Origin of the sequence: Actinoplanes sp. OR16, assembly GCF_004001265.1 — a bacterium.
Classification (GTDB): Bacteria; Actinomycetota; Actinomycetes; order Mycobacteriales; family Micromonosporaceae; genus Actinoplanes.
On record NZ_AP019371.1, the window covers coordinates 3,552,984 to 3,578,194 of the forward strand.

Genomic DNA, 25,211 nt, shown 5'->3' on the forward strand with positions numbered 1-25,211 from the left:
CGACCACCGTACAGCGGTCTCCGGCTCAACCATGCAACACGACGTCCGGAGGTTCCGCGGCCACCGGCGGATGGGATCGCCGGGCCAGCATGCGGCGCACGGCCGCGGCAAGCGTGGTGCCGAGGAAGGCGACCAGGGCCAGGAGCACGGTGGTGGCGCCGGGGGCGGTGTCCGCCTCGGCCGAGACCACGATGCCGGCGCCGGCCGCCGCGACGCCGATCAGCATGGCCGCCGCCATCGTCGTGCGGAAACCACGGGTGACCTGCTGGGCCGCCGCTACCGGGACGACCATCAGCGCGGAGACGAGCAGCAGGCCGACCGTACGCATGGCGATCGTCACGGTCACCGCCGTGACCACCGCCAGCAGGATGTTGAGGGTCCGCACCGGAAGGCCGCTGACCCGGGCGAACTCCTCGTCGTTGCAGAGCGCGAAGAGCGCCGGCCGCAGCGCGAGCATGGCGATCAGCACCCCTGCGCCGAGACCGCCGATCACCACCAGGTCCTGCGGCGAGGTGGTGAGCAGCGAGCCGAAGAGGTACTGCATCAGGTTCGAGTTGCCGTTGTCGGAGAGGCCGACCAGCACCACGCCACCGGCGATGCCGCCGTAGAAGAGCAGGGCCAGCGCCAGGTCGCCGGAGGTGCGGCCGCGCTCCCGGATCAGCTCGACGCCGACCGCGCCGATCGTGGCGACCAGCACGGCGGCGAGCACCGGGGAGTTGTTCGTCAGCAGGCCGACGCCGACGCCGGTGAGCGCCACGTGACCGATGCCGTCACCGATCAGCGACAGCCGCCGCTGCACGAGATAGATCCCGAGCGCCGGGGCCACCAGGCCGATGATCAGGGCGCCGGTCAGCGCGCGGAGCATGAAGGGATAGGTCAGAAGCTCCATCAGTACGCCTTCGTCCCCTCGGTGGGCGCCCACTCGCAGATGCCGGCCTTCACCTCGTCGGCATGGGGGTGCACGTGATCGTGCCCCGGTTCGGCGTGGTGACCCGCCGGTTCGGGGGGCGTTCCCTCGTACGCGATCCGGCCGTCGTGAACGACGACGCCGCGCCCGATGAGCGGCCGCAGCGGGCCCAACTCGTGCAGGACCAGCATGATCGAGCCACCGGCCGCCGCGAAGCGGGTGAGCGCCGCGGCGAACGCCTCCTGGCTGGCCGCGTCCACGCCCGCCGTCGGCTCGTCCAGGACCAGCAGATCCGGCTTGCCGGCCAGCGCCCGGGCGATCAGCGTGCGCTGCTGCTGCCCGCCGGAGAGAGTGGCGACCGGGTCGCCGATCCGATCCAGCAGGCCCACGTCGGTGAGCGCGTCCCGGACCGCCGCCTTGTCGGCCGCGCCGGGGAACCGGAAGATGCCGCGCCGGGCCAGCCGTCCGGACGCCACCACCTCGCCGACGGTCGCCGGCACGCCGCTGCCGGCGCCGAGACGCTGTGGCACGTACCCGATGCGCTCCCACTGCCGGAACCGGCGCTGCGGCGTGCCGAACAGGTCGATCTCGCCGCGCCGGAGCGGCACGAGGCCGAGGACGGTACGGATCAGCGTCGACTTGCCGGACCCGTTGGCGCCGAGCACGGCCACCACGTCACCGGCCGCCACGCTCAGCGACACGTCACTGAGGATCTCCCGGCCGTCGTAGCCGGCCGCCGCGTGCCGTACCTCGACCACGTTCGTCATGATTCACATCCGAGTGCCTTGGTGAGCGCCGTCAGGTTGGCCCGCATCACCGAGAAGTAGTCCGCATTCTCGTCGCTCAGGCCCTCCAGCGGGTCCAGCACCGCCGTCTGGGCGCCCACCTCACGCGCCAGGGTCTCGGCGACCTTCGGGCTGACCAGCGTCTCGAAGAAGATCGTGGTGGCGCCGTGCTCCTTGGCCTCCTCGGCGACCGCGGCGAGCCGCTGCGGGGACGGCTCGGCCTCCGGGTCGATGCCGGTGATGCCGATCTGGGTGAGGCCGTAGCGGTCGGCCAGGTAGTGGAAGGCGGTGTGGCTGGTCACCAGTTCATGGCGTTCGCAGCTCTTGAGCCCGGTCTTGAATTCGCCGTCCAGATTCTGGAGCTCGTCCTGCAGCTCCTTCGCGCGGCTCTGGAAAGCGGCGGCGTTGTCCGGGTCCGCCTCGCCGAGCTTCACGGCGACCTGCCCGGCCACCGTGGCGAGACGGGTCGGGTCGAGCCAGAAGTGCGGGTCGGTGCCGCCGGTGCTCTCCTCGGCGTGCGCCTCCTCGCCCTCGTGGGCGTGCTCGTCGGCCTCCGCCGCGCTCAGCAGCTCGATCGACGAGGCCGCGTCGAACGCGTGGTCGCCGCCGTTCTGCTTCACCGCGTCGTCCACCGCGGGCTGGAAGCCGCTCAGGTAGACGACCAGGTCGGCGTCGGTGATCTCGCCCACCTGGCGGGCGTTGAGCTCCACGTCGTGCGGCTCGGCGCCCGGCTTGGTGAGATTGCTGACGCTGACCACGTCACCTCCGACCCGCTCGCTGATGAACTGCAGCGGGTAGAACGCGGTGACGACGGAAAGCTTCCCGTCACTGCCCGTGGATGCGCCTCCGCAGCCGCTGAGGACCAGGAGGAGGGCGAGGGCGGGGGCGAGGCGGCGCATCATGCCATCAACTGTCGTCGACAATGACAATGATTGTCAAAAGCGCATGAGTCTCGTCGTCGACTCAGAGGATCTTGGATATCGCGGCGATGATCAAAAGCGAGAGCAGGACCAGGCGCACGGTACGGGTGATGGCCGACTGCACCGGCCAGGTCGTGAACGTCAGCGCTCCCAACCCGGCCGCCAGCACCGCCAGCAGCAGCGCGCCGACGATCCCCGGCAGGAACAGGCCCCCCAGGAGGACTACGAGGGCCACGATGAACGCCACGGTCGGATTGACCCGGGCGATCCGGCGCAGCATTTGGTCGGACGGCGTCACTGTCGGCTCCTTCGGCGTGCGTACCCTCGTCACATGCTGGTGCTCAACCGCTTCCACGTCCCACCGGAAACGCACGACGACTTCGTCGAACGTGCGCACGCCGCCCTCGCCGCCCTCGCCGCGAGCCGGGGTTACCGGTCCGGCCGGCTGGCCCGGGCGCTGGAGGACCCGGCCGCCTGGACCCTGGTGACCGAGTGGGAGTCCGTCGGAGCCTACCGGCGAGCGCTGGGCGGATTCGAGGTCAAAGTGCACGCCACGCCGTTGCTCGCCCTGTCCCTCGACGAGCCGTCGGCGTACGAGACCCTCGCCGCGGCCGAGCCGGACGGGGCCGTCGTCGTGACCGCCAGCGACCGGGCCGCCGATCCGTGGCGCTGAGAACTAGGCTGGAAACATGAGCACGGCGCCGTACGTCCCGCTGCCACCCGCCGGCCCCGGAGTCCATCCGCCGTTCCCCGCGCCCCCGGTCGAGGGACGCGGCAGACGGATCGGCATGGGCCTCGGCATCGCCGGCGGCATCCTGGCGCTGGTCTGCGGCGGTGGCGCGGTCGCGATCGCCGGGCTGGCCACCGCCATGGACAACGCGATCAACGAGCAGGTCGACGTGGTCGTGAGCCGTTACATGGAGGCCGTGCAGGACCGCGAGTTCACCAAGGCGTACGGGCTGCTCTGCCAGGACGCGCGCAGCCAGGAGAGCCGCGAGGACTACATCACCAGGATGACCGCGAGCGAGCAGGTCGCGGCGTACTACGTGGGTGACGTTGATCTGACGTACGGGACGGTGCCGGTCGACGTGACCTACGCCGACGGTGACACCGCCGTTGTTCAGGCCGAACTCGCCCAGAACACCTCGACGGGCGCGTTCGAGGTGTGCGGTCTCGGGGAGTAATCTCGCTCTTCGTCCTGTCAACAACCGATTTCCCCGCCGACACCCAGCCGGCGTAGGAGGAAACCCGCACATGCCTGCCGACCGTATCGACTCCGTCGTCAGCCTGGCCAAGCGCCGGGGCTTCGTCTTCCCCTCCAGCGAGATCTACGGAGGAACCCGCTCGGCGTGGGACTACGGTCCGCTCGGCGTGGAGTTGAAGGAGAACGTCCGCCGGCAGTGGTGGCGGACCATGGTCCAGCAGCGCGACGACATCGTCGGCCTGGACTCCGCCGTCATCCTCGCCCGTGACGTCTGGGCGGCCTCCGGTCACCTCGACGCGTTCGTCGACCCGCTGACCGAGTGCCAGTCCTGCCACAAGCGGTTCCGCGCCGACCACCTCGAGGAGGCGTACGAGGCGAAGCACGGCTCGCTGCCGTCGTCGCTCTCCGAGCTGAACTGCCCGAACTGCGGCAACAAGGGCACCTTCACCGAGCCGAAGATGTTCAACGGCCTGATGAAGACCTACCTCGGCCCCACCGAGAGCGCCGAGGGCCTGCACTACCTGCGCCCGGAGACCGCCCAGGGCATCTTCGTGAACTACAACAACGTGGCGACCGCGGCCCGCAAGAAGCCGCCGTTCGGCATCGCGCAGATCGGCAAGAGCTTCCGCAACGAGATCACCCCGGGCAACTTCATCTTCCGTACGCGGGAGTTCGAGCAGATGGAGATGGAGTTCTTCGTCGCGCCCGGCAGTGACGAGGAGTGGCACGACTACTGGCTGCAGCAGCGCTGGGACTGGTACCGCGACCTGGGCCTCTCGGAGAGCAACCTGCGCTTCTACGAGCACCCCAAGGAGAAGCTCTCGCACTACTCGAAGCGGACCGTCGACATCGAGTACCGCTTCCAGTTCGGCGGCACCGAGTTCGCCGAGCTCGAGGGCGTCGCGAACCGGACCGACTTCGACCTGTCGACGCACTCCAAGCACTCCGGTGTCGACCTCTCCTACTTCGACCAGGAGAAGGGCGAGCGCTGGGTTCCCTACGTCATCGAGCCCGCGGCCGGCCTGACCCGCGCGGTCCTGGCCTTCCTGCTCGAGGCCTACGACGAGGACGAGGCGCCGAACACCAAGGGCGGCGTCGACAAGCGCACGGTCATGCGCTTCGACCCGCGCCTCGCGCCGGTCAAGGTCGCCGTCCTGCCGCTGTCGCGCAACCCGGAGCTCTCGCCGAAGGCGAAGGAGCTCTCCGCGAACCTGCGCAAGCGGTGGATCGTCGAGTTCGACGACTCGCAGGCCATCGGCCGCCGCTACCGGCGCCAGGACGAGATCGGCACGCCGTTCTGCGTCACCGTCGACTTCGACACCCTCACCGACAACGCGGTGACGGTGCGCGACCGCGACACGATGAAGCAGGAGCGCGTCTCCCTCGACCAGATCGAGGACTACCTGATCAAGCGCCTGCCCGGCTGCTGATCCCGCGGAGGGCCCGGCGGTTTCAGAACTCGAAGCCGCCGGGTTTTCCGTTTCGGTCGGCGATCAGGCCGGCCAGCACCGCCACGGCGATCTCCGGCCCGGTCCGGCTGCCGATGTTGAGCCCGATCGGCCGGTGCACCCGGGCGATCTCCTCCTCCGGCACCCCGAGTTCGCGCAGCGCCGCGACGTGCGGCCCCTCGCTGCGCGGGTTGCCGACGATGCCGATCCACCGGCTCTTGGCGGCGAGCGCCTCCTGAAGCACCGCGCCGATCTCCGGCCGGTGATGGTCGCTCAGCACCACGTCGGTGTGCTCGTCGATCTCGGCGGCGGCCAGGTCGGCCACATACGTGTCACCGTGCTCCCGGGGCGTCCCGTTCAGCAGGGTCGGATCGGGCTCCACGAGAACCGAGTGGAAGCCCAGATCCACAGCGAACCGCTGAAGGGCCGCCGACACCGGCGACGCGAACACCACGACCAGTTTCCGAACGTCTCCCATGAGCCCGACTCTGCCAGACTGACCGATTCGGTGACCGGGCTTGTGGCGTGTCACCCTAGAGCGCGTGACCGCACCACTTCTGCTCGGCGACCACGCCGTCAATCCGCCCGTCGTGCTCGCGCCCATGGCCGGCATCACCAACGTGGCGTTCCGGCGGCTCTGCCGTGAGCAGGGCGGCGGCGTCTACGTCTGCGAGATGATCACGACGCGGGCGCTCGTCGAGCGGATCCCGAAGACGCTCAAGATGATCGCCTTCGCCGAGGACGAGGGTTTCCGCAGCCTGCAGCTCTACGGCGTGGACCCGGATGTGACGGCGGCGGCCGTGCGGATGATCGGCGAGGACAACCTGGCCGACCACATCGATCTGAACTTCGGCTGCCCGGTGCCGAAGGTGACGCGGCGCGGCGGCGGCTCGGCCCTGCCGTGGCGGCGGCGGCTGTTCGCGCGGATCGTGAGCCAGGCCGTGGCGGCGGCGAAGCCCTACGGCATCCCGCTGACGATCAAGATGCGCAAGGGCATCGACGACGACCATCTGACGTACGTGGAAGCCGGCCTCGCCGCGCAGGAAGCCGGCGTGGCAGCGGTGGCCCTGCACGCGCGCACCGCCGAGCAGCGCTACTCCGGCAAGGCCGACTGGGACGCCATCGCCACGTTGAAGCAGGCGCTGGACGTGCCGGTCCTCGGCAACGGCGACATCTGGGAGGGCTCGGACGCGCTGCGGATGGTCGAGCACACCGGCGTCGACGGCGTGGTCGTCGGCCGCGGTTGCCTGGGCCGCCCGTGGCTCTTCGCCGACCTGGAGGCCGCGTTCACGCAGGGCGCCGACTACAAGCCGGTGCTGCCGACCCTCGGCGAAGTCTCCAAGATCCTGGCCCGGCACGCTCAGCTGCTGGTCGAGGCCCTGGAGGACGAGAAGCACGGCTGCGCCGACTTCCGCAAGCACGTCGCGTGGTACCTCAAGGGCTTCCCGGTCGGCGGCGAACTCCGCCGCAGCCTGGCGATGATCTCCTCGCTGGCCGAGCTCGACGACCTGCTCGCCAAGCTCGACCCGTCGATCCCGTTCCCGGCCGAGGCGCTGGGCCAGCCGCGCGGGCGGGTCAACGCGCCGGGAAAGGTGTCGCTGCCGCACGGCTGGCTGGACAGCCGCGACGACGACACGGTCCCGGAGGGCGCGGAGACCGAGGAGTCCGGCGGCTGATCTCCACCCGGATCTCCACCCCTCGGTGGTCCAAGTCCACCCCGCCCTCTCCCTATGGTCCGTGTCCATGGGGAACAACGGGAAGTTCGAGGGAAACCGCAGCATCCGCCTCGTCGGTGAGGTGCTCGGACGGGTCGTCGAGCGAGAGGGCGGCAGGATCACCGGCCGGGTGATCGTCGCCGGTCTCGTGGTGCTGGGCGTCGCGGGTCTCGCGTTCGTCGCCTACCGTCTGTTGATGATCGACCTGATCCTCAACCTGGTGGGAGAGCGTGGTTGACGCTGCGTGAGGGCGTGCGCCGGCTCCGGGCCGACGACCCGGAGACCGGCTGGCTGGTCCGCGTCGTCCTCAGCGCCCTGCTGATCTGGGCGTTCGCGACGGCCGGTCCGGCGAGTCCCGGTGTCCGCCCGGTGCTCGCCGCCGCCCTCGCCGGTTGGTTCCTCTTCGTCCTCGCCGATCACCGGCGGCCGCGTCTCGCCCGGGCGGCTCTCGCGATGGCCGCGGTGCTTCCGGCGATTGCCGCGAGCCGGCCCGAGGACGCTTCGTCACTTCTCTATCTGTACGCCGCGCTCTTCACCTTCGTGCTGTTACCCCGAACGCCGATGTGGGCGATCCTGTCACTCACCGCAGTCGTACTCGCGGTCCTGCTGACCGGTCTCTGGCTCGCTGGCCGGGGACCGGCAGCGATGCTCACGCAGCCCGCTCTGATCGCCGTCCTGGTGCTGTTCAGCCTGCACCGCCGGGAGTACCGCCTGCGCGCCGAGCAGACGGCGCTGCTGCTCGAACAGATCACGCAGACCCGGGAGGCGCAGGCCCGGGCGGCGGCACTGGACGAGCGGGCCAGGATCGCCCGTGAACTGCATGACGTCCTCGCGCACTCGCTCGGCGCGCTCGGCGTTCAGCTGGAGGTGGCGGAGGCGCAGCTGACCGAGAAGGGTGATGTGGACGCTGCTGCCACCCGTATCCGGAAGGCTCGTCGCCTGGCTCTGGACGGCCTCGCCGAGGCGCGTTCGGCGGTCCGGGCGCTGCGTGCGGACGTGCCACCGCTGCCACGGGCCCTGACCGATCTGAGCAGCCGTCACGAGGCCGACCACGGCAGCACCGTCACGCTGAGCATCGAGGGCGAACGTCGCACCCTGTCACCGGGCGCCGAAGTATCGCTGCTCCGGATCGCCCGCGAGGCGCTCACCAACGCGGCCCGGCACGCTTCCGGCCGCCCGGTCACCATCACCCTGGACTATCGGGATGCGTGGACGCGGCTGACCGTGGTCAATCCCGCCGATGCCGGTGATATCGGTGAGGACGGCCACGGGCTGGTCGGCGCGAGGGAACGGATCGCGCTGGTCGGCGGGAGACTGGATGCCGGATTCGCCGGAGACGAATGGGTCGTGACCGCGGAGGTGCCGTCATGACCGGCGATCTGCGGGTGCTGGTCGTCGACGATCAGCAACTGGTCCGGGAAGGGCTCACCGCGCTGCTCGAACTCACCGACGGAGTGATCGTGGTCGGCGCGGCGGGCGACGGCGCCCGGGCCCTGGAACTGATCGCCGACCACCGGCCGGACGTCGTACTGATGGACCTGCGGATGCCGGTGCTCGACGGGGCCGCCGCCACCGCACAGGTCCGGGAACGATTTCCCGAGGTCGCCGTGGTGGTGCTGACGACGTACGCGGACGACGACTCGATCGCCGGCGCTCTCGCGGCCGGCGCACGCGGGTACCTGACCAAGGACGCCGGCCGTGCCGAGATAGCGATGGCGCTGCGCGCCGCGGCGGCCGGCCACGCGCTGTTCGCGCCGGAGGTGTCCGCGCGGCTCGCCGAGGCGATGAGCCGCCCGAACCCGACGCCGGCGCGGGATCGGCTGCCGGACGGCCTCACCCGCCGGGAAGCGGAAGTGCTGGGCCGGATCGGTCGAGGCATGACGAACGCCGAGATCGCCGCCGACCTGTTCGTCACCGAGGCCACCGTCAAGACGCATATAAACAACGCGTTTGCCAAGATCGGCGCCCGCAACCGGGCCGAGGCGGCCACCTACGCCGTCCGCAACGCCCTGACTTGACCCGGCCGTAGGCAGTCGCGCTGGTCAGGAACTGCGGCGGGGCAGGAAGGCTGTCAGGAGCAACGGGATCGCTGACAGGGCGAACAGCAGCGGCAGCGGCAACGGCAGGGCGAAACCCGCGTAGAGGAGCACGGCGAAGACCTCGGCGCCGAATCCCGCCACCGACAGGATCGTGGTCCGGGACGGACCGGCGATCGACTCCTGCAGGCGGGACTCGGCGTGCACCATGGCGAACTGGAGCAGGCCGAACGCCGCCGACACCAGCATCATGCCGGCCAGGTGCGGCACCAGGGCGCCGGTTGCCAGGGTCACCGACGCCAGCAGCAGCGCCACGGCCAGCGGGCGCGGGGTGGCCGGCGGGATCCGGCCGGCCAGGGCGCTGCCGGCGGCCATCGCCAGAGCGGTCACGGCGAACAGCAGTGGCACCTGGGCCGTGCTCGCCCTCTTGTCGCCGGCGAGCAGCGGGAGGTATTCGTCCAGTGCGCTGAAACCCGGCACGGCGGCGGCCACCAGAACGGCTCGGGCCACATTGCCGCCGGTCGCCTCGGTGAGGCCGGACCGCAGCGTCGAAAGGTATCCGGATGTGCTTGCGGGGCTTTCACTCGTACGATCAAAATCGGGCAAACCAAGCGCAAGAAGACCGCCCAGGGTGACCGTCGCGATGCTGATGGCCCCCACCAGGGGATAGCCGCCGTGCGTGAACGCGGGCGCCGCCAGCAACGTGGCGCCGAGCATGGCGAGCAGACCGGTCGTATCGGCGCGTCCGATGACCTCGGCATAAGCGGTCGAGTCGCCCAACTCGTCGTAGACGATCGACTCGAGCGTGCCCGAACTCAGCGCGCCACCGAGACCCCAGAGGGCGAAGCCGAGCGCGAATCCGGGGTACGACGGCCAGATCAGCCAGAGGGCGAAACCGGTCGCGGTGGTGAACTCACCGAGCACGTAGAGGCGCTTGCGGGACCAGGTGTCGGCGAGCGCGCCGGCCGGGATCTCGCACGCGAAGGAGACCACCGACCAGATCGCGAAGAGCGACGAGATCTCGGCAGTCGTGAGCCCGGTGTCCGCGAAGAGCAGCGCGTAGACCGGGTAGAGGAGCACGCCCTCGGCGCAGGCGCGCACCGCATAGAGACGTCAGCGTCAAATCGGGTGCATGACCCCAGCGTGCTCCGGCCGGAGAACCGGCGTCAACGCAATTTGGCCTCGTCGGCCGCGGCCCGGCCGGACTCCCAGCCCTCCAGGCTGTCCACCCGGCTCGTGCGGCTCCGGACCGTTGTCGGGAAGACCTTGTCCATGGCTTCACGCACCTGGACGTCCCGGTTGCGCAGCACCGGCAGCAGATCGTCGCGCGCGGCCAGCTCCCGCTCGGCGGTCTGGCGCAGGCGTTCGCCGATCCGGTAGGCGTACGCCACCAGGAACGACCGGCGGAACGCCTTCACTCTGGCCTTGCCCTTGGCCGGCTCGTCACGGGTCATCGCGCGGTTCGCCTGAACCAGCAGCGACGTGTAGAGCAGCTCGACCGCGTCGATGTCGGTGTCGAAGCCGAAGATCGTGCTGAAGCCGAGCTCCGGCGACCAGACGCACCGGCAGCTGTTCGCCCGGGCCACGGCGTCGAGCAGGCTGGCCTTCTCGTTCTCATACGGATGATCCACACCGATCCGGCGCGCGAACGGCATGACACCCACGGCCGGCGCGTCGATCATCTCGATCCGGTACCGGGTGATCAGCTCCTGGGCCTTCGCGCTGTACGCCTCCGCCTCGGCCGCGAAGTCGGTCGCCTCGGCCTTCGCCAGCAGAGCGCGCACCTTGTCGAGGATGCGCTGGTCGGAGTGGTGCGGCACGGTCGTGAGCGGGGTGCCGGGCGGCGGGACGAGGACCTCGATGGCCGGCAGCAGCCGGAGTTCGGCGAGCAGGCTGAGGGAGGCGTCGAGGACGGCGATCCGGTCGGGCCGGCGACCTTGGAATGCCGGGAGTGATTCGGCCTGGGCGCGCCAGCGGTCGTCGACCGGTGTCCGATTCTTCTGGAAATTCAGTGCTGCGTCGGCTACCAGGCTCGCCTGGATCGGGTTGCCTCGCCGGGCCACCGCGCGATGCAACTCGGCCGGCTGCCACCCGTGCTGGAAGAGCCGATCGAACTCGGTCTCCATCACGGCGGCGAGCACCGTGTCGACCTCGGCCGAGGGCACGCCGGTCAGCACGTCGATCGCGGTCTCGAAATCGAGCGCTCCCTGACGCACGCTATCGATGATCTCCCGCGCGGACACCATCGAATGGTAGTCGCTCCGACCCCGGCTTCCGGCCTGCACCCTGCCCATCGTGGCCTGCGTTACCAGCCCTGCCCCGAGCCGTAGCCCAGCGACGTGTCCCGGGCCTCGCCAGGTGTCACGGCGAGAGTGCCGTGGCCCCGGTTCCCGGCCGGGACCACGGCGCCGTGACCGCCGAGCGGCCGGACGGTCACGGAGTCTGCAGCCGGGTCCTCACAGGCGGACGCCCTGGTGCTGGCACACCGGGCGCCGGATATGCGTGTTTGCAGCGCTGCAAAGACAGCATGCACGCCTGTCGATCGGACGGCAAGGGGCAGCGGGAAACAGGCCGGAAATCTGAGACCGCCACGTGCGGGGGCGGGGAGGGTGGTGCGGCCCTCCCCGCCCCCCGGGGTGGCGACCATCGCCTAGACGTCGAGGTCGTTCTCGATGCGTCGCAGCTGATGGCGGGACATGGCGAGGTTCGCCCGGTCGCGGCGGAGCGCCACGTAGAGGAAGAGTCCCTTGCCGGACCGGCTCGTGAGCGGCCGGATCATGTGGTACTGCGTGTCGAGCGTGATCAGGATGTCCTCGATCTTCTCGGTGAGGTTGAGCATCTCCATCGCGCGGAGCTTCGCGCGGACCACGTCGGTGTTGCCGGCCGCGGCGACCGTCAGGTCGAGCTCCTTGCCGCCGCCGAGGGTGCCCAGGGCCATGCCGCTGGTGTGGTCCACGAGAGCGACGCCGATGCAGCCGTCGATCTCCATGATTTCCTTCAGTGCGGTGTCCATGTCGGGCATGGGATTCGTTCCTCCGTTGAGGTGGGTGGGAATTCGGATGGTCAGCTCGTCGCCTGACGCCGCCGTGCGACGTTCGACAACGTGGACATCGGAGTGCGCCGGGCCAGCGGACTCGGAGGTCCGGCCTGAGCCGGGATCTCCGGCCGCGGCGGCGGCGCGGAGTCGACGGCCATGATCTTGATGAGCCGGCGTACGCACCGGCGTGCCTCCAGGTGCACCATCGCCAGGTTGGCGTCGCCCGAGGTGACCAGCGTGAGCAGGGCGTTCGGGCCGCAGGCGTACGTCGTGATGTACCCGCCGTCGCACTCGACGACGGATTCACGCAGCTCGCCGTGGTTGACCGCGTGGGCGAACCGGCGTGCCAGCGCCAGGTGCGCCGCAGCGAGAGCGGCGAGCGTGTCCGATTCGAGGCCGTGCGAGTCGTGCGCGACGACCAGCCCGTCGGCGGTGGCCAGCACGCTGCCGGAGAGCTCGGGCACCTTGCTGCGAAGGCGGCCGAGTTCCTCGAGTACCGCCGGATCCACCGTCATCGGATCCTCGCTCCTTCTGCTGTCGGGGGCTGTCGGGGCTGCCGGGAGGCGCGCGGGTCATCGCAGGGCCCGCAGTGCGGTACGGATGCGTTTGAGCAGGACTTCGTCGGTGCCCTGATGCACCGGCGGGTTCTCGGCGTCGGCGAGCTCCTTGGGGAGCTTCGCCCCGGGTTTCCGGCGGGCCAGGCGTGGCCGGTTGAGCCCGCCGTTGTGGTCGGCCAGGGGAGGCGCCGGCGGTGGGTCCGGAGGCGATTCCAGCCGGGGAGGCGCCGCGCGGGCATGTGCGGGCTCCGGCGCGGGCGGGCGGCTGCGGCTCGCTGCCTGGTCCAGGCCATTGATCACTGGTACGGGCGGAGCGCTGACCGGTGCGGCCGGCGGCCGGTCGACCGGAACAGTGGCTCCCCGCGGATGTGGCAGTCGCACGAAATCGGTGGACTCCACCCGTACGACCGGAAGCTCGATCATCCCTAGCGCCGCAAGGCGCCGCAGCTCCTGGATGGTCGCGTAGCCCGCGCGTCCCAGAAGCAGGGCCAGGTCGGCCGGGGTGCGCTGGCCGTCCGCGTGCGCCAGCAGCTCCCACTGCGGCGCGGTCAGCGTGATCCGCTCGCGAGGCGCCCGGATGACCGGGATGACCGGCGCGACGTCGATCCGCGGGTTGGGGAAGATGTCGTCGAGCAGTTGGACCCGGCGGAGCACCTCCCGGGCGACGGCGGCGGCGTCGATGTGGACGACCGCGCCGAGCCAGTGGGTGGCACCGGGCAGGAATTCGACGGTGGCGGCCGGTTGGGACAGCACGAAGTACGCCGCGTCGTAGGTGGAGCCGAGAACGCAGAGTTCCAGCTCCCCCTGAGTGAGATGGCCCTGGTCGACCAGGATCCGGCCGACCCGTGCCGTGGAGGTGCCGAGGTCCAGCGCGTTCTGCCAGGTACGCGCGGCGAGCCGCCCGGAGGACGTGAGCATCTCGCCCACTCCGGGAGCGGCCGGCGACTCGGCGTAGATGATCCGCCCCTCGAAGACGTAGACCGCGCCGCCGGGCTGGCCGTTCACCACCAGGGCTCCGGTCTGCCGCTCGCCGGCGACCTGCGTCAGCAGGTTCCCGGGCGATGCGGTCGTCGTGGAGGCCACCGAGTTACTCCTGTTCGGGTGCTAGGGCGGTTGGTTACGTCGTGACCAACTCGTCGGCGAGGCGTTGCATCTTGCGGCGGGCCACGGCGAGGTTGCCGCGGACCCGGTCGAGCCACACGTAGAGCACCAGCCGGCTGTCGAACTCGGTCTGGACGACGCGCAGGAGGTGGTAACCACCGGCGGTCGTGATGATCAGGTCTTCGAGCAGGTCGTGCGGGATGGCCGAGACGAACAGCGAGCGGCTGTTCGCGGCCTGGACCACTTCCGCGGTGCCGGCGGCTGCGGCCTCGTGGTCCGAGTTGGGTGCGGCCCCGGTCGTGGCGACCGGGAATCCGGTGGTGTAGTCGACGATGCTGGCCCCGACCGCGCCGGGGATCGTCATGGCCTCCTGTAGACAGTTGTCGACGCCGGGCACGTCTCTCCTCAGCGTTTGGTGGCTCCCGGTTCGTACCGGGCTTCGTTGCCCCGGTGGCGTCTCGTCGATCCCTCGCCGCCACCGTGGGCCATCCTCCGGTGACAGTGAGCCGACAAGTCGCACGTTTTGTGCGTCATGGTCCAGTGGGTGAAGAGCGGTCCGGAAGGACGTCATCCTGCGCCACCCGGCCGGTGCCGGCGTCGCACTTCCGGTGCGCTGCCGAGCCCGGCGTCACCCGGCTGGGGCGCGTAACGTGATCGTCACACGTCGATTCGGTGCCGTCCGGGAGGTGCGATGCCCAGTCGCTGGGAGCAGGTCGTGGTGGCCGCGGAGGACCCGCCGAGGCTGGCGCGCTGGTGGGCCGAGGCGCTCGGCTACCTGATCGTGAGCGAGGGGCCGGATCAGGTCGAGATCAGGCGTACGCCCTCCGCCCTGCCCGCATTGCTCTTCACGCCGATCACCGGCGTCCGCGCCGGGATGAACCGTCTGCACCTCGATCTGCGCCCGGACGACCAGGAATCCGAGGTGGAGCGGCTCGTCGGGATGGGGGCCCGCCCGGTCGGCATCGGTCACCGCGACACGGGCTGGGTGGTGCTCGCCGACCCGGAGGGCAACGAGTTCCGCATCCTCAGTAGCGGAACTGGCCGATCAGTCCACGGATCTCCGCAGCCGCCGTACTGACCAGCTCGGCCGAGTGCCGGGTGGTGTTCGCGCCCTCGGCGGTGGACGCGCTCGACGCGGTGATGTGCGAGACCGTCCCGCTGATCTGACCGGCCGCCGACGAGACCGCACCGACGTCGCGGGCCAGCTGATCGGTGGTTGCCGTCTGCTGCTCGACCGCCGCCGCGATGGTCCGCTGGCCGTCGTCGATCCGCCCGATCACCTCGGCGATCGCCTGGATCGCCTCGGCCGTGCTCGTGGTCATCTCCTGGATCGCCGAGATCCGCGCGGTGATCTGGCCGGTGGCCTGCGCGGTCTCCTGCGCCAGGTCCTTGACCTCGGTGGCGACCACGGCGAACCCCTTGCCGGCCTGACCGGCCCGGGCCGCCTCGATGCTGGCGTTCAGCGCCAGCAGATTGGTCTGCTCGGCGATGTTGGTGATCATCTGGACGATGTCGCCGACCTCCCGGCTCGCCTCGCTGAGCCGGGACACCGCCTCGGCGGTCCGGTTGGCGCTCGCCGTCGCCTCGCTCGTCGTGGACGCGGCCGACATGGTCTGCCGCGCGATCTCCCGGATCGAGGAGGACAGCTGCTCGGTCGCGGTCAGCATGTCGGCGACCGACCCGGAGACGTTCCCGGCCGAGCTGTCCGCGCTGCGCGCCTGCGACGACGTCTGATCCGCCGACCGGTCCAGCTCGCCGGCGAGGGTCTGCAGGTCGCTGCTGGCCTCGCCGAGCGTCCCCACCCGCTCGGCGGTCGCCTTCACCGTCGTCTGGATCGCCGTGAGCGCCTCGTTCAGCTCCTGCGCCATCTCGCCGAACTCGTCCCGTGCCACGATCGGCGCCCGGGCCGTCAGATCCCGTTGCGCCAGGGTGTGCAGCGTCTCCCGCATGGCCCGCAGCGGCCGGCGGATCGCCCGGATCGTGAAGAAGCAGACGATCACCGTGATCAGGTTGGCGACGAACGCCGCGATCTTGATGAATCGGCTGCTCGTCGTGGACGCGTCCTGGCCCTGCGCGCTCACCGCGTCCACCTCGGCGAGCATCTCGTCGTCCAGGCCGCCGAGCTCCTCCTCCAGCGCCGCGTACGCCGTCAGGAACGCCGTCAGCTGCTCACCCGCGGCGGCCCGGTCGGCGACGGCGGCCCGCACCGTGGCGGCCGCCGACTCCGCGTACGCGACCACGTCCGGCCGCACCTTCGCGTAGTCCGCCCGCATCCCGGCCGGGGCCTGCGCGGCCGCCTCGTCGAACTTCGCCACCATCGTGTCGCCGTGCCCGGTCACCTCGCCGTCGTCCGAGCCCGAGTACATCGCGCTCATCACGTCGGCCTTCAGCGCGTCGTGCATCATGTCCGCGTTCCACTGGTCGCTCATCGCCGAGCTGATCGTGGCGATCTCCCGGTTCGCCGCCGACTGGTCGTCGGAGCTGCGCACCGCGAAGACCGTCACCAGCGCCACCGAGAAGAGCCCGGCCGCGCCCAGGATCAGCAGCCGGCCGGTGATCGTCACGGCCCGGCGGCGGGAAACGGACTCCACGGTTGACCCATCGGCAACCTGGACAATCGGCTTAGGGTGAGATCATGACGGCTGCGGACGCCCAGCGGTGGGCATCTGAGCCCGCGAAGGACAGCGGGTACGGGCGTACCCCGTACCAGCGGGACCGGGCACGGGTCCTGCACTCGGCGGGATTCCGCCGTCTCGCGGCCAAGACCCAGGTACACACCGCCGGGTCGGACGACTTCCTGCGTACCCGCCTCACCCACTCGCTCGAGGTCGCCCAGATCTCCCGGGAGATGGGCGCCCGGCTCGGCTGCGACCCGGACGTCGTCGACGTGGCCGGACTCGCCCACGACCTCGGCCACCCGCCGTTCGGCCACAACGGCGAAGCGGCCCTCGACGAGGTCGCCGAGCCCTGCGGCGGCTTCGAAGGCAACGCGCAGACGCTGCGGGTGCTCACCCGGCTGGAGGCGAAGGTGCCCGGCGCCGGCCTCAACCTGACCCGGGCCACCCTCGACGCCTGCTCCAAGTACCCGTGGTTCCGCAAGCCCGGCTACCGCAAGTTCGGTGTCTACGCCGACGACGAGCCCGTCTTCACCTGGCTGCGCGACGGCAGGGAGGACGAACGCCGCTGCCTGGAGGCTCAGGTCATGGACTGGGCGGATGACGTCGCGTACTCCGTGCACGACGTCGAGGACGGCGTGCACGGGGGATACCTGAACCTCGGCTCGCTGCTGCACGACGCCGGCGAGCGGGCCGAGCTGTGCCGCGACGTCGCCGGCACGTACTCCGAGGAGAGCGCCGACGAACTCGGCGCCGCCCTCGACCAGCTGCTCGCCGACCCGGCGGTCAAGGCGGTGGCCGGGTACGACGGCGGTTACGACGGCCAGGTCGCGCTCAAACGGATGACCAGTGTGCTGACCGGCCGCTTCGTCGCCTCCGCGGTCGGCGCCACGCACAGCCGGTTCGGCACCGACCCGATGCGGCGGTACGACGCCGACCTGATCGTGCCGCGGACCGTCCGCAACCAGTGCGCGCTGCTCAAGGGGATGGCGTTCCGGTACGTCATGCGGATGCGGGCGGCCGAGGAGTGGTACTCACGGCAGCGGGTCATCCTGGTCGAGCTGGTCGAGGCGCTCCTCCGTACGCCGGAAAGGCTCGATCCTCTCTTCCGCCCGCTCTTCGCCGCCGCGCCCGACGACGCCGCCGCGCTCCGGGTGGTGATCGACCAGGTGGCGTCGCTCACCGACCCGGCCGCCGTCGCCTGGCACGAATCCCTGGTAGCGGCGCGCCGCTGACCCTGCTGGCGGGCCGGCCGTCCGCCGAGGCAGGATGTATGCCGTGGCGGGCAGGGTCAAGGACGAAGACATCGCACTGGTCCGGGACCGGTCCTCGATCGTCGATGTGATCAGTGAGACGGTGACGCTGCGCTCGGCCGGCGGCGGCAACCTGAAGGGCCTGTGTCCCTTCCATGACGAGAAGACACCGTCCTTCAACGTCTCACCCGCCCGTAATGTCTATTTCTGTCACGGTTGCGGCCAGGGTGGCGACGCGATCAAGTTCCTGATGGACGCGGAGCATCTGTCGTTCATCGAGTCGGTGGAGCGGCTGGCGTCGAAGGCCGGCATCCAGTTGCGGTACGACACCGACACGGTCGGGTCGACGCTGCCCCGGCCGCAGACCGGTCAGCGGCAGCGGCTGCTCGCCGCGCACGCCGCCGCCGTGGAGTTCTACCGCGATCAGCTGGGGTCGCCGGGCGCGCGGAAGGCGCGGGAGTTCCTCGCCGAGCGCGGGTTCGGCCGGGACGCCGCCGAGAAGTACGGGTGCGGGTTCGCACCGGACAGCTGGGACGCGCTCAGCAAGCACTTGCGGCTCAAGGGCTTCACCGCGGAGGAGCTGACCACGGCCGGCCTCTCCAAGCCGGCCCGGTCCGGCTCGCTGATCGACCGGTTCCGGCGCCGGCTGCTCTGGCCGATCCGGGACCTCTCCGGCGACGTGATCGGGTTCGGGGCGCGCAGGCTGTTCGACGACGACGACGGCCCGAAGTACCTGAACACGCCGGAGACGCCGATCTACAAGAAGTCGCACGTGCTCTACGGCATCGACCATGCCAAGCGGGAGATCGCCAAGCGCGGCCGGGCGGTCATCGTCGAGGGGTACACCGACGTGATGGCCTGTCACGAGGCGGGCGAGCCGACGGCGGTGGCGACCTGCGGGACGGCGTTCGGCGTGGACCACATCCAGGTGCTGCGCCGCCTGCTGATGGACAGCGACAGCTTCACCGGCGAGATCATCTACACGTTCGACGGCGACGCGGCCGGCCAGAAGGCGGCGTTGCGCGCCTTCGAGGAGGATCAGCGGTTCGTCGGGCGTACCTTCATCGCCGTCTCGCCCGACAACATGGACCCCTGCGAGCTGCGGCTGGCGAAGGGCGATCTCGCCGTCCGGGACATGATCGCCGGCCGGGAGCCGCTCGTCGACTTCGCCCTGCGTCAGACGCTCGCCAAGTTCGATCTGGACACGGTGGAGGGCCGGGTCGAGGCGATGCGCCGGGCCGCCCCTCTGGTCGCCAAGATCAAGGACAGGGAGAAGCGCCCGGAGTACGCGCGCAAGCTCGCCGGCGACCTCGGCATGGACCTGGACCCGGTGCAGCGCGCCGTCAACAACGCCGTGCGCGGTTCCCAGGAGGCCTCTCCGCAGCGCGCCGCACCGGCGCCGGCCGACTCCCCGCAGCGGATGGTCGAGCGGGAGGCCCTCAAGCTGGCATTGCAGGAGCCGGTACTGGCCGGCCCGATGTTCGACGCGCTCGGCCCGGAGAACTACGCCGACCCGGTGCTGCAGTCGGTCCGCGAGGCGGTCGGTGACGCCGGCGGCGCCTCCTCGGCCACCGGCGGCGCGGTCTGGATCGAGAAGGTACGCGACAGCTGCGCCGACATGGGTGGCCAGATGCTGGTCAGCGAGCTCGCGGTCGAGCCGCTCTACGTCGACGGCCCGGTCGATCCGCGCTATGTGCAGGTCACCCTGGCCCGGCTGCAGGGCGCCGCGCTCGCCACCCGGATCCGCGATCTCAAGTCCAAGGTGCAGCGGCTCAACCCGGTCGCGAACAAGGATCAGTACCTGGCCCTGGCCGGGGAACTCTTCTCGCTGGAACAGCAGGCTCGTGCCCTGCGTGATCAGGCGGCAGGTGGATTGTGAAGCTCTTCCGACGTCGTCCCGCGTTGCCGGCCTCCGCGCGGCCGCCGCTCGATCCGACCGAGCGGGTGGTGGCGTGGTGCCCGGCCTCCTCGGGGGAGGACGTCGTCGTGGCCACCAACCACGGCATCTGGTTGCCGGGTTCTTCGTCCCGGCTGGGCTGGCACGAGATCCACAAGGTGGCCTGGTCGGGCCGTGAGCTGCGGATCATCCCGGCGGTCGTGTCCGAGGTGCGGGACGGCTATGCGGTGCTCACCGACGGTCCGGCCGTGACGTACCTGCTGCTGGAACCGGCTGAGGTGCCCGATCAGGTGCGGACCAGGGTGACCAAGTCGGTCGCGTACACCAACCATCACGCGCTGCCACAGGGCGCGGTCCGGGTGGTCGGGCGGCGGGTGAGCGGCAAGGACGGTCTCACCTGGGCGGTGCGTTATGACGCGGGCACCCCGGTTGAGCAGGACGAGGTGGTGTCGGCGACCGATGAGCTGGTCGGCGCTGCGAGGGAAACTGTCACACCCTCCCTCTAGGGTTCGCAGGGTGATCCCCCTCATCCATGCGCGCGGTTTGGTCAAGCGGTTCGAGTCGTTCACGGCGGTCGACGGCATCGACGTCGACGTGCGTGCCGGTGAGGCGTTCGGCTTCCTCGGGCCCAACGGCGCGGGCAAGAGCTCGACCATGCGCATGATCGGTTGTGTCTCGCCGCCGAGCGAGGGCGTGCTGGAGATCCTCGGGATGGATCCGCGGCGGGACGGCCCGGCCATCCGGTCCCGGCTGGGAGTCTGCCCGCAGCTCGACAACCTCGACGTCGAGCTGACCGTCCGGGAGAACCTGACGACCTACGCCCGATTCTTCGGCATCCCGCGCCGGACGGCCCGGGCCCGCGCCGACGAGCTGCTCGAGTTCGTCCAGCTCACCGAGCGCGCCGACAGCAAGGTCGAGCCGCTCTCCGGCGGGATGAAACGGCGGCTCACCATCGCCCGCGCCCTGGTCAACGAGCCCGACATCGTGCTGCTCGACGAGCCCACCACCGGCCTCGACCCGCAGGCCCGCCACCTGGTGTGGGAGCGACTGTTCCGGCTCAAGCAGCAGGGCGTCACGCTGGTGCTCACGACGCACTACATGGACGAGGCCGAGCAGCTCTGCGACCGGCTCGTGGTGATGGACGGCGGCCGCATCGTGGCGGAGGGCTCGCCGCGTTCCCTCATCGAGCAGTTCTCCACCCGCGAGGTGGTCGAGCTCCGGTTCGCCACCGAGGACCAGGGGAGTTACGCGGAGAAGCTGGCCGGTCTCGCCGAGCGCGTCGAGGTGCTGCCCGACCGCATCCTGCTCTACGTGGCCGACGGTGACGAGGTGCTCGCCGAGGTGGGCCACCGCTCTCTGGAGCCGGCCAGCGCCCTGGTCCGGCGCAGCAGCCTGGAAGACGTGTTCCTGCACCTCACCGGCCGGACGCTGGTGGACTGATGACGTCTGCGGCCTATGTGCTCGAGTACCACCTGGTCAACTATCGGCGGACCTGGCGGGCCAGCGTGCTCTCCACGTTCGTGCTGCCGCTGCTCATCATGGTCGGTTTCGGTCTCGGTGTGGGCGGTTATGTGACCGGCGGCGTCCAGGGCGTCTCCTATCTCGACTGGATGGTCCCCGGCCTGATCGCCTCGACGGCGGTGCAGACCGCGATCGGGGAGTCGACCTGGCCGGTCCTCAGCTACTTCGAGTGGCTCAAGGTCTACTTCGCTCAGGCCGCCGCGCCGCTGCGGGTCGCCGACGTGCTGGGTGGCCACCTCGCCTACATGATGTTCCGTGTGATGCTCAGCGTGGTCACGTTCCTGCTGGTGGCGGCGGCTTTCGGCACACTGCGGTCGCCGTGGGCCCTGGCCGTGCTCCCGATCGGGGTCATCGTCGGGTTCGCCGTCGCCGCGCCGGTGACGGCGTACAGCGCCTCGGTCTCCTCCGACAGCTATCTCGCGATCCTGATGCGGTTCGCGGTGCTGCCGATGTCGCTCTTCTCCGGGGTGTTCTTCCCGGTCGAGTCGCTGGCGCCGCCGCTGCGAGCGGTGGCCTACGCCCTGCCCCTCTGGCACGGCGTCGACCTGAGCCGGGCCGCCACGCTGGGGATCAATCCGGGCTGGGCGGGCCTGGCTCAGCTGCTCTACCTGCTCCTCTGGTGCGTGGCCGGCTGGTTCCTCGCGCTGGGCCGCTTCCGTCGCCGGCTGGTGGTGTGACGTGCTGACCTTCGTGATGCCGAAACTCGTCTCGTTCGAGGGCGCCGGTCGCCGGTCCGCGTCGGTGACCGAGCGCAACGTGGCGGCGCTCGGCTCGGCATATTGGCTGGTCATGCTCAGTGGCCTGCTCGAACCGGTGCTCTACCTCTTCTCGATCGGGATCGGGGTGGGCAAGCTCATCGGCGACATCACCCTGCCCGGCGGCGAGGTGGTCGGCTACGCGGCGTTCGTGGCACCGGCCATGCTGGCGTCGTCGGCGATGAGCGGCGCGCTCGCCGAGACCACCTTCAACTTCTTCGGCAAGATGAAATTCATGCGTCTGTACGACGGGATGCTCGCCACGCCGATCCGGCCCATCGAGATCGCCCTCGGCGAGTTGACGTGGGCGATGATCCGCGGGTCGATCTACTCGGCGGCGTTCCTCGTGATCATGGTGCTGATGGACCTGACGACGCCGATCTTCGCGCTCGCCGCGTTTCCCGCCACGATCCTGACCGGGTTCGCGTTCGGCGCCGCCGGCATGGCGACGGCCACGCTGATCCGCAGCTGGCAGGACTTCGACCTGATCGGCTCGGCGCAGTTCGCGCTCTTCCTCTTCTCCGGGACGTTCGTGCCCGCCACCGCCTACCCGGACGCGATCCGCTGGCTCGTCGAGCTCTCCCCGCTCTACCGCTCGGTCGACCTGGTCCGCGCCATCACCACCGGCACGGTCGGCGCGATCCAGGTGCTCGACGTGCTCTACCTGCTGGCCCTGACCGCGCTGGGCCTGACGGTCGCGGGCCGCCGCATGAACAAACTCCTCTGCAAGTAACGGGAGGTGCGCACAGCGAGACGCCGCAGCCGGGGCGAGCTCGGCTGCGGCGTACCGGTGGTGTGTGCGGGAGCGGTCAGCCCTGCGAGAGGCCCTGCTCGCTGCCCTTCTTGAGCTTGCGGTCGTCGCGGAGCTGGAGGAACGGCTCGTCGTCGGCCGGGTGGCCGGCGGCGATGGCCCGGCCGCGTTCCAGTTCGGCGTCGAGTTCGGCGCCCAGCATGATGGCGATGTTGGAGATCCAGAGCCAGACCAGGAAGGCGATGACACCGCCGAGGGTGCCGTACGTCGCGTTGTAGTTCGCGAAGTTCGCCAGGTAGATCGCGAAGGCGGCGGAGGCGATCACCCAGAGGATGACGGCGAAGATGCCGCCCGGGCTGACCCAGCGGAAGCCGCCGGTCTTGGCGTTCGGCGAGGCCCAGTAGAGAACGGCGAACATCAGGCTGACCAGCGCGATCAGAACCGGCCACTTGGCGATGCTCCAGACCGTCACCGCCACACCGCCCAGCCCGATCTTCTCGCCGACGACCTCGGCGAGGTCACCGGTGAAGATGACGATCGTGGCGGAGGCGATCAGCATGACGCCGACGAGCGCGGTCACGCCGACCCGGATCGGCAGGGTCTTCCAGATCGGACGGCCTTCCGGAACGTCGTAGATCGCGTTGGAGGCCCGCATGAACGCCGCGATGTACCCGGACGCCGACCAGAAGGCCACGACGATACCGATGATCGCCGCGAGGCCGGCCTTGCCGGTGCCCTGTACCTGGCCGAGCACGGTGTCGACGAGGTCCTTCAACTGCTGGTTCGGCGCCAGTTCGTCGATCGCGTCCTGCACCGTCTTCTGGCCGTCCGAGCCGATCAGGCCGAGCAGCGAGACGATCACCAGCAGGCCCGGGAAGATCGACAGCACGCCGTAGTAGGTGAGCGCCGCCGCCCAGTCCGAGATGTTGTCCTCGGAGAACTGCTTGAAGGTGCGCTTCACCGCGGCGATCAGGCCCTTGCCGCGCAGCTTCGTGGGGCCGTCCGGTCCGGCGTCCGGTCCGGGCGCGTTGAGATCGGGGTCGCGGTCCTCGGCGGTCCGGGTGGTCGCGGCGGCCTCGGTGTCGTAGTCGGTGGCGCCTTTGCCGCGCGCCTCGGCAGCCTGGTCATCAGCGGACTGCTCGTGGTGGGTGGGGCGAAGTTTCATCGAGGACCTCCTCCAGGCGAGAACGGGCAGCGCATGGCCGTTCCCGTGGATCGCTCACCCCGGTTGCGACGTGCGACGACGGCCTTACCCGGACAGTTCCCCGTGTTGTGCGGACCTAACCAGGCCGGCCACCTCCGGGCACCACCGCGCCGACCCGCCGATTGTCACTTGTCGATCACGGCGGCCAACTTTCGCCAGGATTTGCAAAAGTTTGTGTTGATCAAGAAAAAGGTATGGCTCGATGTGGCGGAACCACCCTAGTGTGACCGGCGTAACACGCCGTTAACGCTTGAAGGAGGAGATGCGCGTGTATCTCCCTGCGGCTCCCCACCTGCGACTCCTGCGCCTGCTGCGCGACCAGGGTCCGGTGTCCCGCGCCGAGTTGGGTGATCGCCTCGAGTTGAGCCGGCCCCGCCTGCTCGCCGAAGTCGAGCGCCTGGTCGCCGCCGAACTCATCGTCGAGGCCGGTATGGCGGCGTCCCGAGGCGGTCGCCGGTCCACCCTCGTCGAGCTGCACCCGCGGCTGCGGTTCGCCGCGGTGGATCTGGGCGCCACCTCGATCGACGTCGAGATCACCAACGGGCGGCTGGAACCGATCGTGGCGTACCAGGAGTCGGCCGACATCCGCTCCGGACCCAAGGTGATCCTCCAGCGGGTGAACGACCTGCTGGCGAAGGGGCGGACCGAGGGGGCCTACGAGCGTCTCGACGGCGTGGGCATCGGCGTGCCCGGTCCGGTGAGCTACCGCGACGGTGTGCCGGTCTCGCCGCCGATCATGCCGGGCTGGGATCGCTATCCGGTGCGAGAACTTCTGACCAGGGAGTACGGCTGCCCGGCCGTGGTCGACAACGACGTCAACATCATGGCGATCGGTGAGAGACACGGTGGTGTCGCGCACTCGGTCGACGACTTCCTGTTCGTCAAGATCGGGACGGGTGTCGGGTGCGGCATCCACCTGTCCGGCGGCGTCTTCCGGGGGGTGGACGGCTGCGCCGGCGACATCGGGCACATCCAGGTCGAGGCGAACGGCCCGGCCTGCTCCTGCGGCAACACCGGTTGCCTGGAGGCGCTCTTCGGTGGCGCAGCCCTGGCCCGGGACGCGATCGCCGCCGCCCGCTCCGGGGAGTCACCCGCGCTGGCGTCCCGCCTCGGCACCGGCCCCAAGGCGACCATCACCGCCCGCGACGTGGCGGACGGCGCCGCCGAGGGCGACATCGCCTGCATCCGCCTGATCCGCGACGGCGGCCGCCGCGTCGGCAGCGTCCTCGCCACCCTGGTCTCGTTCGCCAATCCGTCGATGATCGTCATCGGGGGTGGATTGGCGAACCTCGGCCACGTGTTGCTCGCCGAGATCCGCAGCGTGGTCTACCGGCGCTCGCTGCCACTGGCCACCGGCAACCTACCCGTGGTCCTCTCCGAACTGGGCAGCCGAGCCGGCGTCACCGGCGCGGCGGTCCTGGCGAGCGACGCCGTCTTCGAGCAGGCATCATGACCGACCGAGAGGAATTCCGCCTGTCAGGCGAAAAATCGGAAATGTCCGATCG

General features: G+C 70.2%; 29 protein-coding genes. 15 read left to right on the forward strand and 14 right to left on the reverse strand.

Translation table 11 applies throughout. From position 1 onward, the window contains the following. Positions 1-25 precede the first annotated feature (25 nt). The 4 genes from EP757_RS16530 to EP757_RS16545 form a co-directional block, all read right to left on the reverse strand. Entirely contained in the window at positions 26-889 is an 864-nt protein-coding gene (locus tag EP757_RS16530) for a metal ABC transporter permease (RefSeq protein WP_127547048.1), read from the reverse strand. Further along, positions 889-1,674: a metal ABC transporter ATP-binding protein gene (locus EP757_RS16535; RefSeq protein WP_127547050.1), complete on the reverse strand. Its 786-nt coding sequence runs from the start codon at positions 1,672-1,674 to the stop codon at positions 889-891. The genes EP757_RS16530 and EP757_RS16535 overlap by 1 nt, the downstream gene beginning before the upstream one ends. Continuing rightward, a complete protein-coding gene (locus EP757_RS16540; RefSeq protein ID WP_127547052.1) occupies positions 1,671-2,594 on the reverse strand; it encodes a metal ABC transporter substrate-binding protein in 924 nt (307 codons plus the stop codon). Before EP757_RS16540 ends, EP757_RS16535 begins: the two co-directional genes overlap by 4 nt. Before the next feature lie 61 nt (positions 2,595-2,655). After that, positions 2,656-2,910 carry a DUF6703 family protein gene (locus EP757_RS16545; protein WP_232050540.1) on the reverse strand — a complete coding sequence of 85 codons (255 nt, stop codon included), beginning with the start codon at positions 2,908-2,910 and terminating at the stop codon, positions 2,656-2,658. Between the two features lie 33 nt (positions 2,911-2,943). On the opposite strand from EP757_RS16545, the gene EP757_RS16550 reads away from it, so the two are divergent. From EP757_RS16550 to EP757_RS16560, 3 genes are all read left to right on the forward strand, one after another. After that, positions 2,944-3,285 (forward strand): antibiotic biosynthesis monooxygenase, encoded by a 342-nt coding sequence (locus EP757_RS16550; protein ID WP_127547054.1) that lies wholly within the window; start codon positions 2,944-2,946, stop codon positions 3,283-3,285. A 16-nt stretch (positions 3,286-3,301) separates the two neighbouring features. Further along, positions 3,302-3,796 carry a hypothetical protein gene (locus EP757_RS16555; RefSeq protein ID WP_127547056.1) on the forward strand — a complete coding sequence of 165 codons (495 nt, stop codon included), beginning with the start codon at positions 3,302-3,304 and terminating at the stop codon, positions 3,794-3,796. Positions 3,797-3,866: 70 nt separating this feature from the next. Further along, positions 3,867-5,246, forward strand: coding sequence for a glycine--tRNA ligase (locus EP757_RS16560; protein WP_127547058.1), 1,380 nt, complete (start codon positions 3,867-3,869; stop codon positions 5,244-5,246). A 22-nt stretch (positions 5,247-5,268) separates the two neighbouring features. Here EP757_RS16560 and EP757_RS16565 read toward each other — a convergent pair whose 3' ends face one another. Further along, on the reverse strand, positions 5,269-5,742 hold the full coding sequence (locus EP757_RS16565) for an XdhC family protein (protein ID WP_127547060.1): 474 nt from the start codon (positions 5,740-5,742) through the stop codon (positions 5,269-5,271). A 64-nt stretch (positions 5,743-5,806) separates the two neighbouring features. On the opposite strand from EP757_RS16565, the gene dusB reads away from it, so the two are divergent. The 4 genes from dusB (at position 5,807) to EP757_RS16585 (ending at position 8,997) form a co-directional block, all read left to right on the forward strand. Continuing rightward, positions 5,807-6,940 carry a tRNA dihydrouridine synthase DusB gene (gene dusB / locus EP757_RS16570; RefSeq protein ID WP_174262405.1) on the forward strand — a complete coding sequence of 378 codons (1,134 nt, stop codon included), beginning with the start codon at positions 5,807-5,809 and terminating at the stop codon, positions 6,938-6,940. A gap of 67 nt (positions 6,941-7,007) precedes the next feature. After that, positions 7,008-7,217 carry a hypothetical protein gene (locus tag EP757_RS16575; RefSeq protein ID WP_127547062.1) on the forward strand — a complete coding sequence of 70 codons (210 nt, stop codon included), beginning with the start codon at positions 7,008-7,010 and terminating at the stop codon, positions 7,215-7,217. Beyond that, positions 7,214-8,350 carry a sensor histidine kinase gene (locus EP757_RS16580; RefSeq protein WP_127547064.1) on the forward strand — a complete coding sequence of 379 codons (1,137 nt, stop codon included), beginning with the start codon at positions 7,214-7,216 and terminating at the stop codon, positions 8,348-8,350. The genes EP757_RS16575 and EP757_RS16580 overlap by 4 nt, the downstream gene beginning before the upstream one ends. Further along, the gene (locus tag EP757_RS16585) at positions 8,347-8,997 is read left to right on the forward strand and encodes a response regulator transcription factor (protein ID WP_127547066.1); all 651 of its coding nucleotides are present in this window, start codon (positions 8,347-8,349) and stop codon (positions 8,995-8,997) included. Before EP757_RS16580 ends, EP757_RS16585 begins: the two co-directional genes overlap by 4 nt. Positions 8,998-9,021: 24 nt before the next feature. Here EP757_RS16585 and EP757_RS16590 read toward each other — a convergent pair whose 3' ends face one another. The 7 genes from EP757_RS16590 to EP757_RS16615 all read right to left on the reverse strand — a co-directional run bounded on the left by EP757_RS16590 (position 9,022) and on the right by EP757_RS16615 (position 14,074). Next, the gene (locus tag EP757_RS16590) at positions 9,022-10,116 is read right to left on the reverse strand and encodes an MFS transporter (RefSeq protein ID WP_127547068.1); all 1,095 of its coding nucleotides are present in this window, start codon (positions 10,114-10,116) and stop codon (positions 9,022-9,024) included. A 65-nt stretch (positions 10,117-10,181) separates the two neighbouring features. Beyond that, positions 10,182-11,231: a DUF2786 domain-containing protein gene (locus tag EP757_RS16595; RefSeq protein WP_232050541.1), complete on the reverse strand. Its 1,050-nt coding sequence runs from the start codon at positions 11,229-11,231 to the stop codon at positions 10,182-10,184. A gap of 89 nt (positions 11,232-11,320) precedes the next feature. Continuing rightward, on the reverse strand, positions 11,321-11,452 hold the full coding sequence (locus EP757_RS44455) for a hypothetical protein (protein ID WP_255435651.1): 132 nt from the start codon (positions 11,450-11,452) through the stop codon (positions 11,321-11,323). 213 nt (positions 11,453-11,665) lie between these two features. After that, a complete protein-coding gene (locus EP757_RS16600; protein WP_127547072.1) occupies positions 11,666-12,037 on the reverse strand; it encodes a hypothetical protein in 372 nt (123 codons plus the stop codon). 41 nt (positions 12,038-12,078) lie between these two features. Next, positions 12,079-12,567 carry a roadblock/LC7 domain-containing protein gene (locus EP757_RS16605; RefSeq protein WP_127547074.1) on the reverse strand — a complete coding sequence of 163 codons (489 nt, stop codon included), beginning with the start codon at positions 12,565-12,567 and terminating at the stop codon, positions 12,079-12,081. A 57-nt stretch (positions 12,568-12,624) separates the two neighbouring features. Next, a complete protein-coding gene (locus tag EP757_RS16610) occupies positions 12,625-13,692 on the reverse strand; it encodes a DUF4388 domain-containing protein (protein ID WP_127547076.1) in 1,068 nt (355 codons plus the stop codon). Between the two features lie 34 nt (positions 13,693-13,726). Continuing rightward, entirely contained in the window at positions 13,727-14,074 is a 348-nt protein-coding gene (locus EP757_RS16615) for a hypothetical protein (RefSeq protein WP_232050542.1), read from the reverse strand. A gap of 327 nt (positions 14,075-14,401) precedes the next feature. Between EP757_RS16615 and EP757_RS16620 the strand changes: the two genes are divergently transcribed. Further along, positions 14,402-14,788 carry a VOC family protein gene (locus tag EP757_RS16620; protein ID WP_127547080.1) on the forward strand — a complete coding sequence of 129 codons (387 nt, stop codon included), beginning with the start codon at positions 14,402-14,404 and terminating at the stop codon, positions 14,786-14,788. On the opposite strand, the gene EP757_RS16625 is transcribed toward EP757_RS16620, so the two are convergent. Continuing rightward, complete coding sequence (locus tag EP757_RS16625) at positions 14,736-16,301, reverse strand: methyl-accepting chemotaxis protein (RefSeq protein WP_127547082.1); 1,566 nt, start codon at positions 16,299-16,301, stop codon at positions 14,736-14,738. The two genes, EP757_RS16620 and EP757_RS16625, sit on opposite strands and share 53 nt — an antisense overlap. A 44-nt stretch (positions 16,302-16,345) precedes the next feature. Here EP757_RS16625 and EP757_RS16630 point away from each other — a divergent pair, with 44 nt between their 5' ends. Genes EP757_RS16630 through EP757_RS16655 form a run of 6 tightly spaced genes read left to right on the forward strand, consistent with a single transcriptional unit; the run spans position 16,346 to position 22,484 of the window. Further along, on the forward strand, positions 16,346-17,560 hold the full coding sequence (locus EP757_RS16630) for a deoxyguanosinetriphosphate triphosphohydrolase (protein ID WP_127547084.1): 1,215 nt from the start codon (positions 16,346-16,348) through the stop codon (positions 17,558-17,560). 34 nt (positions 17,561-17,594) lie between these two features. Beyond that, positions 17,595-19,457 (forward strand): DNA primase, encoded by a 1,863-nt coding sequence (gene dnaG, locus EP757_RS16635; RefSeq protein ID WP_127547086.1) that lies wholly within the window; start codon positions 17,595-17,597, stop codon positions 19,455-19,457. Beyond that, positions 19,454-19,981, forward strand: a complete 528-nt coding sequence (locus EP757_RS16640) for a hypothetical protein (RefSeq protein WP_127547088.1) — start codon at positions 19,454-19,456, stop codon at positions 19,979-19,981. The genes dnaG and EP757_RS16640 overlap by 4 nt, the downstream gene beginning before the upstream one ends. Before the next feature lie 10 nt (positions 19,982-19,991). Further along, entirely contained in the window at positions 19,992-20,915 is a 924-nt protein-coding gene (locus EP757_RS16645; RefSeq protein WP_127547090.1) for an ABC transporter ATP-binding protein, read from the forward strand. Further along, a complete protein-coding gene (locus tag EP757_RS16650; protein ID WP_127547092.1) occupies positions 20,915-21,673 on the forward strand; it encodes an ABC transporter permease in 759 nt (252 codons plus the stop codon). Before EP757_RS16645 ends, EP757_RS16650 begins: the two co-directional genes overlap by 1 nt. Position 21,674: 1 nt before the next feature. Further along, entirely contained in the window at positions 21,675-22,484 is an 810-nt protein-coding gene (locus EP757_RS16655; RefSeq protein ID WP_127547094.1) for an ABC transporter permease, read from the forward strand. Positions 22,485-22,560: 76 nt separating this feature from the next. Here the strand turns inward: EP757_RS16655 and EP757_RS16660 are convergent, their stop codons facing one another. Next, positions 22,561-23,667 carry a YihY/virulence factor BrkB family protein gene (locus EP757_RS16660; protein ID WP_127547096.1) on the reverse strand — a complete coding sequence of 369 codons (1,107 nt, stop codon included), beginning with the start codon at positions 23,665-23,667 and terminating at the stop codon, positions 22,561-22,563. Positions 23,668-23,968: 301 nt separating this feature from the next. On the opposite strand from EP757_RS16660, the gene EP757_RS16665 reads away from it, so the two are divergent. Beyond that, positions 23,969-25,159 carry an ROK family protein gene (locus tag EP757_RS16665; RefSeq protein WP_127547098.1) on the forward strand — a complete coding sequence of 397 codons (1,191 nt, stop codon included), beginning with the start codon at positions 23,969-23,971 and terminating at the stop codon, positions 25,157-25,159. Positions 25,160-25,211: the final 52 nt, after the last annotated feature.

Bases quoted from the DNA above. Each gene is read 5' to 3' on its own strand.
- EP757_RS16530 (WP_127547048.1), bottom strand. From the start codon at position 889: ATGGAGCTTCTGACCTATCCCTTCATGCTCCGCGCGCTGACCGGCGCC.
- EP757_RS16535 (WP_127547050.1), bottom strand. From the start codon at position 1,674: ATGACGAACGTGGTCGAGGTACGGCACGCGGCGGCCGGCTACGACGGC.
- EP757_RS16540 (WP_127547052.1), bottom strand. From the start codon at position 2,594: ATGATGCGCCGCCTCGCCCCCGCCCTCGCCCTCCTCCTGGTCCTCAGC.
- EP757_RS16550 (WP_127547054.1), top strand. From the start codon at position 2,944: ATGCTGGTGCTCAACCGCTTCCACGTCCCACCGGAAACGCACGACGAC.
- EP757_RS16555 (WP_127547056.1), top strand. From the start codon at position 3,302: ATGAGCACGGCGCCGTACGTCCCGCTGCCACCCGCCGGCCCCGGAGTC.
- EP757_RS16560 (WP_127547058.1), top strand. From the start codon at position 3,867: ATGCCTGCCGACCGTATCGACTCCGTCGTCAGCCTGGCCAAGCGCCGG.
- EP757_RS16565 (WP_127547060.1), bottom strand. From the start codon at position 5,742: ATGGGAGACGTTCGGAAACTGGTCGTGGTGTTCGCGTCGCCGGTGTCG.
- EP757_RS16575 (WP_127547062.1), top strand. From the start codon at position 7,008: ATGGGGAACAACGGGAAGTTCGAGGGAAACCGCAGCATCCGCCTCGTC.
- EP757_RS16585 (WP_127547066.1), top strand. From the start codon at position 8,347: ATGACCGGCGATCTGCGGGTGCTGGTCGTCGACGATCAGCAACTGGTC.
- EP757_RS16600 (WP_127547072.1), bottom strand. From the start codon at position 12,037: ATGCCCGACATGGACACCGCACTGAAGGAAATCATGGAGATCGACGGC.
- EP757_RS16605 (WP_127547074.1), bottom strand. From the start codon at position 12,567: ATGACGGTGGATCCGGCGGTACTCGAGGAACTCGGCCGCCTTCGCAGC.
- EP757_RS16615 (WP_232050542.1), bottom strand. From the start codon at position 14,074: ATGACGATCCCCGGCGCGGTCGGGGCCAGCATCGTCGACTACACCACC.
- EP757_RS16620 (WP_127547080.1), top strand. From the start codon at position 14,402: ATGCCCAGTCGCTGGGAGCAGGTCGTGGTGGCCGCGGAGGACCCGCCG.
- EP757_RS16630 (WP_127547084.1), top strand. From the start codon at position 16,346: ATGACGGCTGCGGACGCCCAGCGGTGGGCATCTGAGCCCGCGAAGGAC.
- dnaG (WP_127547086.1), top strand. From the start codon at position 17,595: ATGTATGCCGTGGCGGGCAGGGTCAAGGACGAAGACATCGCACTGGTC.
- EP757_RS16650 (WP_127547092.1), top strand. From the start codon at position 20,915: ATGACGTCTGCGGCCTATGTGCTCGAGTACCACCTGGTCAACTATCGG.
- EP757_RS16660 (WP_127547096.1), bottom strand. From the start codon at position 23,667: ATGAAACTTCGCCCCACCCACCACGAGCAGTCCGCTGATGACCAGGCT.
- EP757_RS16665 (WP_127547098.1), top strand. From the start codon at position 23,969: ATGCGCGTGTATCTCCCTGCGGCTCCCCACCTGCGACTCCTGCGCCTG.